Raw genomic sequence first — 14,972 nt, forward strand, 5'->3', positions numbered from 1 at the left:
CCGGGGCTCGTCATGGCTTCAATATACGCGCGGTTGCGGCGGGAATACAGTCACCGCATCGGTAAGCGTATAGAGATGCACAGGCCGGTAGTCGATATCGACCTTATCCGGACCATGCAGCCAGGCCAGCGTATGTTTCAGCCAGTTTTCATCGTCACGCAACGGAAAGTCTTCGCGCGCATGCCCGCCCCGGCTTTCCTCCCGCTTTAACGCGGAGAAGACGGTCACCAGGGACTGTTCCAGCAGATTTTGCAGCTCCAGACATTCCGCCAAATCGGTATTCCAGATCAACGAGCGGTCCTTTAGCTGAATATCGTCGAAGCGTCGTCTTGTTTCCATTAATTGATCCAGTCCTTCCTGCAAGATTCCGGCATTGCGGAAAACGCCTGCGTGGTTCTGCATGCAGGTCTGCATGGACAAGCGCACTTCCGCAACGCGATGCCTGCCTTGCGCGTGACGCAAACGATCGAAGCGCTCCAGCGTTGCGGCGCAGGCATCGGCGGGCAGCGAAGCATGTAACGCATCCGCTCTGATCAACTCAGCGCACCGCAATGCCGCAGCGCGTCCGAACACTACCAGATCGAGCAGCGAGTTCGATCCCAGACGATTGGCGCCATGCACGGAAACGCAAGCGGCTTCACCGACAGCCATCAACCCCGGCACCGGTGTTTCCGGGTTGCCGTCGATCAGGGTAAGCACTTCGCCGCGATAGTTGGTCGGGATGCCGCCCATGTTGTAGTGTACGGTGGGTAACACCGGAATCGGCGCTTTAGTCACATCGATCCCGGAAAATACGCGCGCTGTCTCGGAGATGCCCGGCAAGCGCGCATGGATCACAGCTGGCGTGAGGTGTTCGATATGCAGCAAAACGTGATCTTTTTTCGGCCCGACTCCGCGGCCGGCCTGGATTTCGAGCGTAATCGCGCGGCTTACGACATCGCGCGAGGCCAAATCCCGCGCATGCGGCGCATAGCGCGTCATGAAGCGCTCGCCTTCAGAGTTGGTAAGGTAGCCGCCCTCTCCTCTCGCTCCTTCGGTAATCAGGCAACCGGCGCCATAAATTCCGGTCGGGTGAAATTGTATGAACTCCATGTCCTGTAGCGGCAAACCGGCGCGTAATACCATGGCGTTGCCGTCCCCGGTGCAGGTGTGCGCGGAAGTGCAGGAAAAAAAACTGCGCCCGTATCCGCCGGTAGCCAGCAGCGTCGAATGCGCGCGGAACAGGTGCAGGCTGCCGTCGTCCAGCCGCCATGCCAGCACGCCACGGCATTGCCCCTGATCCATGATCAGATCGAGCGCGATGTATTCGATGAAAAACTCGGCCTGATGGCGCAAGGATTGTTGATACAGGGTGTGCAGTATCGCATGACCGGTCTGGTCAGCCGCGGCGCAGGTGCGCTGGGCGTTGCCATTGCCGAAATGGGTGGTCATACCGCCGAAGGCGCGTTGATAAATGGTGCCGGTCGAGGTGCGCGAAAACGGAACCCCCATATGCTCGAGTTCGATTACCGCCGGCATAGCCTCCCGGCACATGTATTCGATTGCATCCTGATCCCCGAGCCAATCGGAACCTTTGACGGTGTCGTACATATGCCAGCGCCAATCATCTTCGCCCATATTGCCAAGCGCGGCGCTGATGCCCCCCTGCGCAGCCACGGTATGGCTGCGCGTAGGAAATACCTTGGTCAGGCAGGCGGTTTTCAATCCTTTCTCCGCCAGCCCCAGGGTGGCGCGTAAACCCGCGCCACCCGCCCCTACAACGACGGCATCGTAATAATGGGTGCTGATCGGATAGGCAGGAGTCAATGTCACTGATTCAGCCCTTGAAAACAATAATGCGGATCAGGGTGTAAACCGCCAACGACGCCAACAGCAGCAAGAGCAGGTGTGCAGTTATCAGTCCGAAAAATTTGAGCGCGCGCAGATGAATATAATCGTCTATCACAACCTGAATTCCGATCGCGGCGTGACAAAACATCACTACCAGCAGAAAAACAAGTATTAGCGTATTCCATGGCAAAGTCAGCCAATGCATAATTTCAGCATGAGTCGCATAGGGGAGAGAAGCAGCTGACAGCGCAAACCATAGCACCAGAGGAATCAATGCCGCAGCGCTTGCGCGCTGAAGCCACCAATGCGACGTGCCGCTTCGGGAGGTTCCCAAACCTAAAGCAAACCTGAGAGGCGTGCGATAGTGTTTTTCCATCGGCTTATATGTCCAACCCTGGTTTGCTGTTAATAAAATCAACCAGCGCGCTGCAACGAATAACAGGCGCGCCGAAATCGGGAGCCGGAGTTTCAGCCGCGTTGTCGCAGCCATACGCGGAAGGAGCCCAGCGTTTGGCCGGTTCCCCGCGCCAGTCGGCGGCCGGCAACCCCTGAAGTTCGGTTTGCTTGAGATGCAGACCATAACATCCGCCCGTCAAAATCACGGCGGCGCTAAACTCGAGCATGGCGTACCTGTGTAGTGAGTCGCGCAGCATGCCCCTGCCGCTATCCCAGAACAAATGCCGTAGCCCATGACAGAGATGCATAAAAAGTGCGAACAGCCACAGATACAAACTACTGATACCGGCCGAGGATTGTAAAAATGCGTGTATAGGTTCATAGGCTGACGGCCCATCAGCCACCTGCATCAACCAGAACACCCATACCGGCAAGCCCAGCGTTAACAAGACGCCGGTAACGCGGTGCAGAATCGACAGCACCGCGGTTGGAGGAAAACGAAAAATGCGCAGATGAGGGGAAAGCGGACGTGTCATAGTGTTCAGTTAAACGCCAACAGGCCGGTATCCCAGCATTCCGGCGCCTCGTAACCAAGCAGGTTTACCGTGGTGGAGGCAATATTGCTTAAACCGGGCGCTGGGATGTCCGCCAGCGTCACGGCATTGTTCAAAGTGTTGCCGTACAGAATGAACGGCACCGGGTTCAACGTGTGAGAAGTTTTCGGCTTGAACGAACCGTCCGCATTTTTTTGCGGTTCCCCGGTTTTGCGATTGAGCTCATACATTTCGTCGGCGTTGCCATGATCGGCGGTAATTATGGCGGCGCCTTGCAGTGCATCAATTACCGGCAAAATACGGCTCAAGGCCAGATCTACCGTTTCGACCGCCAGCGTAGCCGCCTGCAGATTCCCGGTATGTCCCACCATGTCGCCATTGGCGTAATTCACGCGCAGAAAACGATGGCGTCCGCTCTGTAGTTGCACGATCAGTTCATCGGTTATTTCGGCGGATTTCATCCACGGGCGTTGCTGGAACGGCACAAGATCGGACGGAATTTCAATATAGGTTTCCAGCTTCTCATCGAATTTACCGCTACGGTTGCCGTTCCAGAAATAGGTCACATGACCGAATTTTTGGGTTTCAGAAATTGCCAGTTGCGCGACGCCCGTATGCGCCAGAAACTCGCTCATGGTGTTGCGTATGGCTGGCGGATCTACCAGGAAATGTTTGGGAATATGCAGATCTCCGTCATATTGCAGCATGCCGGCATAGACAATATCAGGTACGTGCACGCGGTCGAACGCAGAAAATTCGCTTTCTTCAAAAGCCCGCGAAATTTCCATGGCGCGGTCGCCGCGAAAATTAAAGAACACTACGCTGTCGTGATCTTCGATTCTGCCCACAGGCTCGCCGGCATCGGCAATGACAAAAGGCGGTAAATCCTGATCGCCGACGCCGGGATGTTGCGCGCGCAGACCGTTGACCGCGGCTACCGCGTTATCGAAGTATGGGGCATTGCCCAATACATGGGTTTGCCAGCCGCGTTCCACCATGGCCCAATCGGCTTCGTAGCGATCCATGGTTATCGACATGCGCCCGCCGCCGCTGGCTATGCGGATATCGAAATTCTCGCCGCGCATTTCGTCAAGAAATGTTTCGAACGGTTGCAGATAGTCCAGCGCGGAGGTTTCCGGCACATCGCGTCCGTCCAGCAGTACATGCACGCGTACGCGCCCAACGTCTTGCTGACGCGCCTGTACGATCATGGCCTTGAGATGATCGATATGAGCGTGTACGTTTCCATCCGAAAACAGCCCGAGAAAGTGCAGTGTCGAATCGTGTTCGCGCACATTGCGGATCACGCGAAGCCAGGCATCGCCGCGAAAAATGCCGCCGCTCTGTATCGCCTCATTGACCAGCGCAGCTCCCTGATGGTAGATACGGCCTGCACCCATTGCGTTATGCCCGACTTCGGAGTTGCCCATGTCGTCATCGCTGGGCATACCGACCGCGAGTCCGTGCGCTTTAAGTAGCGTATGAGGGGAATGCGTGAGCAGAAAATCCAGCGTCGGCGTCCAGGCCTTGCGCACCGCGTTGCCCTCCAGCGCGGAACCGGAACCGATACCGATTCCATCCATCACTATCGTCAACAGAGGCCCGTTGATCCCGGGGAAAACAGGGTGTTTATTCAACACAAGACTGTTCAAGCAAGACTCCGGCTTAAAAACTATGGCGCTATGCTACGCGACACGATCACAACGCGCAATGATGTTATCCGATGATTTCAGCATTAAATTTCCGCAATCCTCTTCGGCGCTATGACCTGCAAACCGGCTGATTTATAACAATTAATATTGAAAATAGCATAATTCATAACCAAAAACCATATTGATATAGCCAATCGCTCTTGTCACCAAGCGGAACTGTTCGTGATTATAACCTTGAAAAGCACAGATTTATGATGCCGCCAGCCTGTTTTTGCTCGCGCCCCGTATGGATCAGGCATCCCTCGCCATGGAGTACCAGGACGTTGAAACAGATTGCACAACGTATCAGCCAGCCCAAATCGGTCAATTCTGCTGCGGAACAGGCTATGCACGTCAAAAAGCTGGCCGATAGCCATTCCAGAAAACTGGATAATCTGGCCAAAGGCATGCCGATTCTGGATGGGACCGAGGTACTCGATCTCATTATCGAGTATGTGGAGACTAAAGATGAAGACGCGTTTTGCACCGTACATTTGATTAACGAAGAAGCAACCCACCTGATTTGCAAAGCCTCCAGCGCCGCTTTATCAACGCTGAAGGCGTCGCTGTCCAACCTGGAAATAGAAGATTTTCCGAATTCTCTGGCTATAGCGGCACAACAAGGCATACGCGCCGTTGTCGAAGATCTCCGTTGTCACGCCGACTGGCAACACCACCATGCACGCACGGCGCTGGCCGGCTTGATTGCCGTATGGATAGAGCCGATTCGCGCCTCAACCGGGAAAGTTATCGGCACTTTTTCAATCTTTCGCAGTAGTAGCGCGGGCCCTCCCTCCGACAATGACCTTGATCGACTGCAAAATGCATCGAACCTTGCCAGAATAGCTCTCGAACGCAAAAGCCTGCAGGAAGAATTGTTGCTCGCGGCCTCCGTTTACCAAAACAGCAGCGAGGCCATCATGATCACCGATCAAAAAGACTATGTCGTTGCAGTAAATCCCGCTTTCACACGCATCACCGGCTATCCCGAATATGAGGTCATCGGTAAACCGCAACGGCATTTCAAACAAAACCGGGCCGGCGGCGCATCGTATAAGAAAATCATGCAGATACTGAGAGCAGACGGACACTGGCAAGGCGAAATATGGAGCAGGCACAAAAATGGCGCGGAACTCGCCGTCTGGCTTACGCTTAACAGCATTCCGGATGAAATCGGGGATGTATACCGGCATATTTGCCTGTTCTCCGATATCACTGAAAAAAAACGTTCGGAAGAATTGATCTGGAAACAGGCCAACTACGACGCACTGACGCTGCTGCCGAATCGCCGCCTGTTTTTTGATCGTCTGCAATTGGAAATCAGCAAATCGAAACGCACGGGAAAGACGCTGGTATTGATGATGATCGACCTCGACGGTTTCAAGGCCGTCAACGACCAGCTGGGGCATGCCGCCGGCGACCACCTGCTCAAGGAAACAGCGAAGCGCCTCCGCGGGTGTGTACGCGAAGGAGATACGGTAGCACGTTTGGGCGGTGATGAATTCATCCTGTGCATCCCGCAAATCGGCGATATCGCCTGCATAGAGCGTATAGCGCGCAGCATCAATCAAATACTGGCCAGATCAATCGGATTGGCGGACAAGTTTCTACGCGTATCAGGCAGCATCGGCATCGCAGAATACCCAAAAGACGCAGACAACATGGACGACCTGCTAAAACACGCGGATCAAGCCATGTATGCCTCGAAGAAGCTTGGGCGCAATCGCTACAGTCGTTTTACGTCTTCAATCCACGAGGAGAGCGAGCAGCAGCAGCAGTTGATTAACTGCCTGCGTTACGCGCTTGATGCGCGGCAGTTCAAAGTGCATTTCCAGCCGATTGTCGATTTGGCCACTGACCGCATCATCAAGGCGGAAGCGTTATTGCGCTGGACCCACCCGCTGATGGGCAAGATCAATCCCGCAGTTTTTATTCCGATAGCGGAAGAAATCGGCTTGATCGGTGAAATTGGCGATTGGGTCTTTCAGCAAGCTGTTCAGTACGCCAAACGCTGGGGCCAATGTTCATCCACCCGGATACAAATCAGCATCAATATTTCGCCAATACAACTGCTGGACGGTGGTTCTCACAACACCTGGACAGAGTTTCTGCAAAAAGATACTTCGAGCGCGGCCAATCTGGCCATCGAAATAACCGAAGGGCTGTTGCTCAATGAGCATCGAGAGGTCACGGAAAAACTGATGCGTTTCCGCGAACTGGGCATACAGATCGCTCTGGATGATTTCGGCACGGGCTACTCTTCCCTGTCCTATCTGATGAAATTCAAGGCGGACTATATTAAAATCGACCGCTCGTTTATAGAGGGTTTGCCGACCGACCCATCCTGCATCGCGCTATGCGAAGCAATCATCGCCATGTCGCATCGTCTGGGGCTGAAAGTGATTGCCGAGGGCGTCGAAACCAAAGCGCAACGCGACCAGCTTCGGGATATCGGCTGCGATTATGCACAGGGATATTTGTTTTCCAAACCGGTGCCTGCCGAGGAAATGGAACAGTTGCTTCTTGCCCAATCAGTATTGGCTAGCGCAAACCAGACTGCCAAAGGCACATGAGCAGCAGAATACGCCCCTCCCAACATCAGGCATATAACACTTTCAGCGCTGCTGAAAGCTTATCCGGACATTGCTGAGACCGTAAGACGTCATTTCCGCTTTCAGGCCTTACGCGTTGTAGTAAAAATAGTTACCGAATTAGGTTCTGTTGACGTATCACCGCAACCAAATGAGAGCTGAGACGAAGTGAAGGAAGGCCATGTAGTTGCGAGCCGTTTTTTCAAAACGCGAAAATATTCTCCGGTAATGTTTGATTTTGTTGAAGAAGCATTCAATCAGATGGCGTTCCTTGTAAATAAGCCAATCGCATTCGCGCACCTTGTTTCGATTGCAGCGCGGAGGAATCACGGCTTTCATATCCCTCGCTACGATGGCCTGGTCCAGCGCATCGCTGTCATGGCCTTTGTCGCCGACAAACGCACGGACACCCGCCGGCGTCAGCGCCGGCAAGGTTTCAGCCTGCCCTCCGGTCAGTACGAATTCGAGGGGATTCCCCAAGGCATCCGTGATGGCGTGAATCCTGGTGCTGAACCCGCCCTTCGATTGTCCCCCAAGGCTTCGTCCCCGGCGTTGCCGCCCGCCGCGCCACCGGTGCAGGGATGAGTCCGGTTGATGGTGGAGTCGATAAACACGCTTTGCACATCAGGATGATGGATGCATCCGGCGAACAGCGACCGCCAGACCCCATGCCTGCTCCAGCGGGAAAAACGCTTGAACACGGCGTTCCAGTTGCCATGCGCTTCCGGCAGCAAACGCCATTGAGAACCAGATCGAAGAATTTGCAGAACAGCGCCAGAAAGGCCCGGCACCGTTCCCCGGACGTCGACCGGACATGCCGATGCTTCACCAGTATGGGATAGATAACGCTCCAGTCTTCGGCGCTAATGTCGAGTCGGTTAGCCACTTTACGAAGTGGTTCCACCTTCGCTGGTGGCGCGTGTTCATGTCAAAAGAACCCAGAACATTTTGACGTGAGAATAAAATTCCATTAAAGTTTGTAGCTTAATACTCCTTGGTGCCCGGACCGATCAAAAACCGGTTCGGGTTAAACGGGAAGCAGGTGCGCCGAAAAGTCCCCGACAGGTAAAGCCTGCGCTGCCCACGCAACGGTAAGCGAGTCTTAACGCATGCTCTATAAACGTCACTGTGTGCTTGCATACACATGACGAAGACGAGATGCGCTGATGGTAGCAATCCATCGCTCGCCAGTCCTGATACCGGCCAAAGGAGCTGCTTAGAACCCGCGATGGGCGGGTGCAAGCTGGACAAACCACCGGTGGCGCACCGGGTTGGCGTTCCTGGTTGTATCTCTCCCGTCTGTTTTTCTATTGTCTTATCAATAAAACCAAGGGAGATACCCATGACTACTCTATCGCTCTCCACCCTCACCGAAACCCGTAATCTACGCCAGGTTCTGTCTGCTGTTTCCGCCATGGTGCTGGGTGGTTTACTGATACTCACCGTGGGCTTTGCGCCGCTGGACACAGTACATAATACCTCGCACGATACCCGGCATTCGGCCAACTTTCCCTGCCATTAACCCCTTCACAATCCGTGTTTATCCCTATATTGCGTACTGCAGCCATAGCCGGCTTGCTGGCGGCGTTGCTGTTGACGCTGCTGCAGGCGCTGTGGGTAACGCCGTTGATTCTGAATGCCGAAACCTATGAAAACAGGGCTAATGTATTTGGGATGAGCGCACAGCTCGCAACCGAAGCGCAGGCAGCAGATAATTTCTGGGGACGCACGGCCGGTACAGCCCTGGCCAACGCGGCGATGGGCTTGGGGTACGGCCTGATTTTAAGCGGTCTTTATTTGCTGCGCCGTCCGTCCGGGTCCGGACTGCTACAGGGTGTGGCATGGGGCTTGGCCGGCTATACGGTGTTTTTTGCCGCGCCAAGCCTGGGGTTGCTGCCCGAGCTGCCCGGCACGGCTACTGCCGAGTTAAGCGCGCGCCAGCATTGGTGGCTGGGTACTACATTGGCGACAGCGGCAGGTCTGGCCCTGCTGTTTCTGCAAGCGCGGCGTTTGCTACAGATGCTGGGACTGCTATTGCTGATGCTGCCCCACTGGCTCGGCGCGCCGCAACCGGCATTAGCCGTCAGTCTGGCGCCGGAAGTCCTGCAAACGCAGTTCCGCGTGGCGACCTTGATCTGCAATGCCTTATTTTGGCTGCTACTGGGAATATCTTCAGTCTACCTGTTTCAACGCAGTATGGAGGATAATGGGTGAGTCCGCCAGGAAAAGTCTGGTTCGTAGGCGCGGGGCCCGGAGATCCCGATCTGATCACGGTCAAGGGACGCAAGCTGATCGAACGGGCCGATGCGATTCTTTATGCCGGTTCGCTGGTATCGGAAGCCGCGCTACACTGGGCCAAGCCCGGCTGCGCCGTGGCCGATTCCAAGGACATGACGCTGGAGCAGATAAGCGGCTGGCTGATCGAGCAGGCAGGCATGCATGCGACCATAGTGCGTCTGCAAACCGGCGATCCCTGTCTTTACGGCGCGTTGATAGAAATGGTGCGTCCCCTTGATGCGATGGCTATCGAAGTCGGCGTGGTGCCCGGCGTCTCTTCGGCGATGGCTTCGGCGGCAGCGGCAGCGGAAAGCCTGACGCTGCCGGAAGTTACCCAGACCGTAATCCTGACGCGTGTCGAGGGCCGAACGCCGATGCCCGAGCATGAATCGCTACGCGAATTAGCCGCTCATCATTGCACCTTGTGTCTGTTTCTTTCCATCACATTGCTGAAAGAAATAAAACGCGCGTTGATGGATGCCGGATGGTCAGATGATGCGCCGGTGGTAGTAGTGCAAAAAGCCAGCTGGCCCGATCAGGAGAAAATCGTACGCGGCACTTTGCGCGATATACGTACGCGCTGCATGGACGAAGGCATTACCAGTCAGGCGATGATTATCGTCAGCCCGGCACTGGGCGCACGTCATTGGCCTGATATAAAACGCTCCAAGCTTTACGACCCTGGCTTCTCTCATCGTTTTCGCAAAGCGGAACATTCATCATGAACAAAACAGATACCCTGTTGCTGGTAGGTCACGGTTCCCGCAATACGGCAGGCAACCTCGAAATTGAACAGTTTGCCGGGCAATGGCGTGCGCGGCATCCGGACTGGCGCATTGTGGTCTGCTTCATCGAGTTCGCCGAGGTGTTGCTGGCAGCGGGGCTGGATTTGGCAGCGCGCGACAGTCAGCGCGTGATCGTGGTCCCACTGATTCTCAATGCCGCGGGCCATGTCAAAATGGAAATACCCGAAGCCATCGAACATGCTCGGTTGCGCCACCCCGATACCGAATTCGTTTGCGCGCGTCATCTCGGCGCGTGCGAAGAAATCCTCGCGGTTTTGAAGCGTAATCAACGGAGCGCCCTGGCGCAACTGGACTACCCCGATCCACACAACACCGGCGTCATCCTGATTGGGCGCGGCTCGTCCGACCGGGTAGCAAACGGCGAAGTGGCGAAGATCGCGCGCTGGCTGTACGAGGAAAGCGCTCATTCCCTGGTAGATATCGCCTTCACCGGCATCACCTATCCGCGCCTGGAGTCCGTTGTGCAACGTCAGGCAACGCTAGGTATGAGACAAATCGTCCTGCTGCCCTACTACCTGTTTACCGGCACGCTGATCGAACGCATCAAGCGTCAGAACGAGCGCTTGCGCATGCAATACCCCTCCATTCATTTTGCATCGGGCGATTACTTCGGCTTCGAACCGGAAATACAGGCCCTGCTGGAGCGTCGCATCGACGAAGCAAACGGTGTGGCCCAGGCCCGCGCGATGATGGAGTGCGACGGCTGCAAATACCGCGAGTTTGCCGCCGACCAGGGCAAAGGACATCAGCATTAACTGTGCTGCATGATTGCGCTATGTCTGTCATTCGGTCATGCGAGGGTATACGCACAATACAAGCCTGCTTCCAGGTAAATACCGCGATTTAACCAAGCAAAATACTCAGGCATTATTTCGATTCGTGATATTATTGATGAACGATGATATGGAATGCCTTGTTCAGCGTTTCCCGCAACGTTTTGCAAACCTGGCGGTCGGGAGAAATAGCCCGCCCGACCATACTACTTACAGAACAAAATATGAGCAACATTATCACCGAACAACTCACCGAAGCCGGACGCCGCATCGAACACGACTCTTTTGCGGTTGTCGACGCGGAAACAGGCGCCCATGACTACCCGGAGGAGGAATGGCAAGTCGTCCGACGCATGATCCACGCCACCGCGGATTTCGAGTTTAATGGTTTAACCCGTTTTCACCCTTCCGCCATTGAGGCCGGGATTGCAGCCATCCGTAATGGCGCGCCGCTGATCGCCGATGTGGAAATGATTTGCGTAGGTTTGTCGCAACCGCGCCTGGAGCATTTCGGCGTGAAAGCTCATCATTTCATCGCCGACCCGGACGTCATTAGCGAGGCCGGAAAGCAAAATAGCACGCGCGCAGTGCAGGCGATGCGCAAGGCGCAGACATTAGGGTTACTGGAAGGTGGAATCATCGCAGTAGGCAACGCCCCCACCGCATTACTGGAAATTGTGCGCATGATCGGACAGGAAAATCTTAAGCCGGCGCTGATAGTCGGCATGCCGGTAGGTTTTGTATCTGCTGCGGAATCCAAGGCCGCTACAGCTGAATTAACGGAAACGCCCTGGATCATCACTTCGGGACGCAAGGGCGGCTCGACTCTCGTGGTAGCCGTAATCCATGCGCTGCTGGCTCTGGCCGAGGCGCGCCGCTAAGTCTCATGAAAAAAAGGGTCAAAGGAACGCGCAAAGGTTATACCACCGGCGCCTGCTCCGCCGCTGCGGCGCGCGCGGCCACTTTGGGGCTGATAACAGGTGGTGTACCGGAAGAAATTGAATGCGAGTTGCCGAACGGTCAGTGCGTGCGCTTTGCGGTAATCGAGGGCGAATGCCGCAAAGGCGAATACGCCCACGCCGTCGTCATCAAGGATGCCGGCGACGACCCTGATGTAACCGACAAGGCGCCGCTGACCGCCGATGTCCGGCTGTTATCCGACTGCATCGGCAGCGTGGTGCTTAAAGGCGGCGCCGGGGTCGGTATCGTTACCCGACAAGGTCTCGGCCTGGAGGTCGGCGGTCCGGCCATCAACCCTGTGCCGCGCCGCAATATCGAGCACAACGTCCGCGCAGTAGGCGACTTTTTGCTGCAACGATCCGGACTGGAAGTCTCCATTTCCGTACCCGGCGGCGAGGAAATGGCTAAAAAAACATTGAACTACCGTCTCGGCATCATCGGCGGTATTTCCATACTGGGTACGACCGGCATCGTCCACCCCTACTCCACCGCAGCCTTTCGCGCCAGCGTGATTCAAGGCATAGAGGTTGCAGCGCGCCAGGGACAGGAAACAGTCGTGCTCACCACCGGCGGGCGCACCGAAAAGTTCACCATGCGCGAGTTGCCGGAACTGGCCCCCGCCTGTTTTGTGCAGATGGGCGATTTTCTGAAATATGCGCTGGATAGCGTCGTCGAATGCGGAATTCGCCATGTCGTCATCGGCGGCATGATCGGCAAACTCACCAAAATTGCGCAAGGAGAAACCATTACCCATGCCAACCGCAGTGAGGTCGATACCGGTTTGCTCGCCGAAATTGCTACCGGCATCGGCGCGCCTCCCGAAGTCTGCGAAGAAATCCGCAACTCGGAAATGGCGCGCTACGCCAGCGAGCGCATGGAAGCGCTCGGCATGATCAGCGAGTTTTACCAGGCTTTGGGACGGCGCGTGATTCGGACTTTACGCACGCGCTATCCTGATCAATTCAGCTTGCGCATACTGATGTGCGATTTCGAGGGCGATAAACTGGCCGAAGTTTCCGGAGCTGATAATCATGTCTGATCGCTGCCGCATCATCGGCGTACTCGACAATGGCGCTGCCGGGATCACTGCCGGTGCTTTGCGCCTGATTCACGAAGCGGAGCTGGTGATCGGCGCTACGCGCACCTTGAAGCTGCTCGCTGCAGCTATCGACGTCAATGCCGAACAGCGCGACTTGAGCGGGCAACTGACCCAGGTTCCGTCCTGGGTCGCGCAAGCCCTGGAACAGGGCCGCAGCGTAGTGGTGCTGGCCAGCGGAGATCCGTTGTGCCATGGCATAGCCGCTTATCTGGCCGGAAAACTGGATCGCTCCACACTGGAAATCATACCCAATGTTTCCACGCTGCAATGGGCTTTTGCGCGCCTGGGGTTGAGCTGGCAACACGCTGCGATTGCATCCGTGCACAGCCGCGATGCCGGAGAGTGGGTGTCCGGCGCAGGACCGGAACATGGACTTTACGCATTACTGCAGCAGCTACGCAACGCCACGCTGGTCGCTGCATTTACCAGCCCGGAAAACAGCCCCGACCGTATCGCGCGCATGCTGCTCGCCGAAGGCCTGGCGCCGGAGTTCGAAATACTGGTTGCGCAACACCTATTGCAAAAAGACGAATGCATATCGGATTGGTTGGCTGTCGAACAAGCCGCGCTGCAGCATTTTGCCGACCCCAATATCGTCATTCTGCACCGTAAACAACCGCAACCCGACGAAGCCTTATTCGGCTTGCCCGACGAACGCTTTCACCAGCGTACGCCGGAGCGCGGCTTGATTACCAAGCGCGAAGTCCGGGCGGTGTCGCTGGCGCGCCTGGAGCTGCGCGCGCACAGCATCGTCTGGGACATCGGCGCAGGTTCCGGAGCAGTCGGCCTGGAGGCGTCGCGTCTGTGTCCGCACGGGCATGTTTACGCCATCGAAAAAAACGAGGCCGACTACGCCATAGCGCTGAGTAACCGCGCAAGCCTGAAAGCGGCCAACTACACGCTGATCCATGGACGCGCTCCGCCGGACATTTCCGGTTGGCCCGATGCCGACGCCATTTTTATCGGCGGCTCCGGCGGCGAATTGCGCGAATTGATCCTGCTGTGCTTGCAACGCTTGCGCAGCGGTGGTCGGCTGGTGATTAACTTCGTCACCATAGAAAATCTGGCTAACGCCGTGGAAACGCTAAAAGAGTCGGGCGCTCCGTGGGACGTAACCCAACTGCAAGCGGCACGCAGTCGGCCTATACTCGATCTGCATCGCATGCAGGCGGAAAACCCGGTGTGGATCATCAGCGCGGGGAAGCCGGGCAATGAATAACAGACAAGGCCGTTTGTTCGGCGTTTCGCTCGGTCCCGGCGACCCCGGTTTGATTACCCGGCGCGCCTATGCATTGCTGCAACGCAGCGACGCGCACTGGACCTACCCGGTACGGCGAAAAAATGCCGAAAGCCATGCCTTGCAGATCGCATTGCAATCGGGGCTGGCATTGCCAGCGGAACACACGCCGCTGGTTTTTCCGATGACCCACGACAGCGAAATTCTGGCAGGTTACTGGCTGCAAGCCGCCGAAACCGTGCAGGTGCGCCTGAATAGCGGACAGGATGTGCTGTTTCTAGTGGAAGGCGACGCGTCCACCTACTCGACTTTCAGCCATTTGGCGCGCACGCTGTCCGCCCTGGACGATCAGGCGCGTATCGAAACCATTCCCGGCGTACCGTCCTTTAATGCCGCCGCCGCCAGTTTCGGCATGCCGCTGGCGGATACCGACGAAACCGTGGCGATTATCCCCGCCGGTTACGGCATCGCGATGATCGAACGCCTGCTGGATGATTTCGACACGCTGGTGTTATTGAAGGTCAAACCACTGCTGGACGATATCCTGGAGCTTTTGCAACGCCGCCAGCTGTTGCCTTATGCCGCATTCATCGAAAAGGCCGGCACCGAGTTCGAACGCATCGAAATCGATGTCACCGCTTTGCGCGGCGAAAAAGTTAATTATCTGTCGTTGTTGCTGGTGAAAAATCCGAGCAGGGAGCGAAGCGAAGTACAGCGCGGCTGCCGTAAAAAGTCTGAATGATGGGCAATGGAGAGAC

14 protein-coding genes, 1 pseudogene and 1 riboswitch are annotated in these 14,972 nt (G+C 56.1%); of the genes and pseudogenes, 9 read left to right on the plus strand and 6 right to left on the minus strand.

Features of this window, described 5'->3' with window-relative positions; all coding sequences use genetic code 11:
* Positions 1–18 precede the first annotated feature (18 nt).
* From sdhA to gpmI, 4 genes are read right to left on the minus strand one after another with little or no spacing between them, the layout of a single operon-like run.
* Positions 19–1,806, minus strand: a complete 1,788-nt coding sequence (sdhA, locus tag F6R98_RS12160; protein ID WP_153251043.1) for a succinate dehydrogenase flavoprotein subunit — start codon at positions 1,804–1,806, stop codon at positions 19–21.
* 10 nt (positions 1,807–1,816) lie between these two features.
* A complete protein-coding gene (sdhD, locus tag F6R98_RS12165; protein WP_194269917.1) occupies positions 1,817–2,206 on the minus strand; it encodes a succinate dehydrogenase, hydrophobic membrane anchor protein in 390 nt (129 codons plus the stop codon).
* 4 nt (positions 2,207–2,210) lie between these two features.
* The gene (gene sdhC / locus F6R98_RS12170) at positions 2,211–2,762 is read right to left on the minus strand and encodes a succinate dehydrogenase, cytochrome b556 subunit (RefSeq protein ID WP_153249253.1); all 552 of its coding nucleotides are present in this window, start codon (positions 2,760–2,762) and stop codon (positions 2,211–2,213) included.
* A gap of 5 nt (positions 2,763–2,767) precedes the next feature.
* Positions 2,768–4,420 (minus strand): 2,3-bisphosphoglycerate-independent phosphoglycerate mutase, encoded by a 1,653-nt coding sequence (gene gpmI / locus F6R98_RS12175; protein WP_153251044.1) that lies wholly within the window; start codon positions 4,418–4,420, stop codon positions 2,768–2,770.
* A 335-nt stretch (positions 4,421–4,755) separates the two neighbouring features.
* On the opposite strand from gpmI, the gene F6R98_RS12180 reads away from it, so the two are divergent.
* A complete protein-coding gene (locus tag F6R98_RS12180) occupies positions 4,756–7,044 on the plus strand; it encodes a putative bifunctional diguanylate cyclase/phosphodiesterase (RefSeq protein ID WP_194269918.1) in 2,289 nt (762 codons plus the stop codon).
* Between the two features lie 156 nt (positions 7,045–7,200).
* Here the strand turns inward: F6R98_RS12180 and F6R98_RS12185 are convergent, their stop codons facing one another.
* Together F6R98_RS12185 and F6R98_RS22800 are read right to left on the minus strand one after the other, a co-directional pair.
* Positions 7,201–7,641: an IS5 family transposase gene (locus F6R98_RS12185; RefSeq protein WP_153249255.1), complete on the minus strand. Its 441-nt coding sequence runs from the start codon at positions 7,639–7,641 to the stop codon at positions 7,201–7,203.
* An 80-nt stretch (positions 7,642–7,721) separates the two neighbouring features.
* Positions 7,722–7,853, minus strand: a pseudogene (locus tag F6R98_RS22800) (transposase); the annotation flags it as partial.
* Positions 7,854–8,040: 187 nt separating this feature from the next.
* Positions 8,041–8,284: riboswitch (cobalamin riboswitch) on the plus strand.
* 120 nt (positions 8,285–8,404) lie between these two features.
* Here F6R98_RS22800 and F6R98_RS12195 point away from each other — a divergent pair.
* The 8 genes from F6R98_RS12195 to cobI all read left to right on the plus strand — a co-directional run bounded on the left by F6R98_RS12195 (position 8,405) and on the right by cobI (position 14,956).
* Positions 8,405–8,584: a CbtB domain-containing protein gene (locus tag F6R98_RS12195; protein WP_153249257.1), complete on the plus strand. Its 180-nt coding sequence runs from the start codon at positions 8,405–8,407 to the stop codon at positions 8,582–8,584.
* Between the two features lie 14 nt (positions 8,585–8,598).
* On the plus strand, positions 8,599–9,276 hold the full coding sequence (locus F6R98_RS12200) for a CbtA family protein (protein WP_153249258.1): 678 nt from the start codon (positions 8,599–8,601) through the stop codon (positions 9,274–9,276).
* Entirely contained in the window at positions 9,273–10,064 is a 792-nt protein-coding gene (gene cobM / locus F6R98_RS12205) for a precorrin-4 C(11)-methyltransferase (protein WP_153249259.1), read from the plus strand. Before F6R98_RS12200 ends, cobM begins: the two co-directional genes overlap by 4 nt.
* Positions 10,061–10,900 carry a sirohydrochlorin chelatase gene (locus F6R98_RS12210; RefSeq protein WP_153249260.1) on the plus strand — a complete coding sequence of 280 codons (840 nt, stop codon included), beginning with the start codon at positions 10,061–10,063 and terminating at the stop codon, positions 10,898–10,900. The genes cobM and F6R98_RS12210 overlap by 4 nt, the downstream gene beginning before the upstream one ends.
* Before the next feature lie 242 nt (positions 10,901–11,142).
* Entirely contained in the window at positions 11,143–11,799 is a 657-nt protein-coding gene (locus tag F6R98_RS12215) for a precorrin-8X methylmutase (RefSeq protein WP_153249261.1), read from the plus strand.
* A gap of 5 nt (positions 11,800–11,804) precedes the next feature.
* Positions 11,805–12,917, plus strand: coding sequence for a cobalt-precorrin-5B (C(1))-methyltransferase (locus F6R98_RS12220; RefSeq protein WP_153249262.1), 1,113 nt, complete (start codon positions 11,805–11,807; stop codon positions 12,915–12,917).
* Entirely contained in the window at positions 12,910–14,196 is a 1,287-nt protein-coding gene (gene cbiE, locus F6R98_RS12225; RefSeq protein ID WP_153249263.1) for a precorrin-6y C5,15-methyltransferase (decarboxylating) subunit CbiE, read from the plus strand. Before F6R98_RS12220 ends, cbiE begins: the two co-directional genes overlap by 8 nt.
* Complete coding sequence (cobI, locus tag F6R98_RS12230) at positions 14,189–14,956, plus strand: precorrin-2 C(20)-methyltransferase (RefSeq protein ID WP_153249264.1); 768 nt, start codon at positions 14,189–14,191, stop codon at positions 14,954–14,956. Before cbiE ends, cobI begins: the two co-directional genes overlap by 8 nt.
* The last annotated feature ends 16 nt before the right edge of the window (positions 14,957–14,972 follow it).

The organism is Candidatus Methylospira mobilis (assembly GCF_009498235.1).
GTDB classification, from domain to species: domain Bacteria; phylum Pseudomonadota; class Gammaproteobacteria; order Methylococcales; family Methylococcaceae; genus Methylospira; species Methylospira mobilis.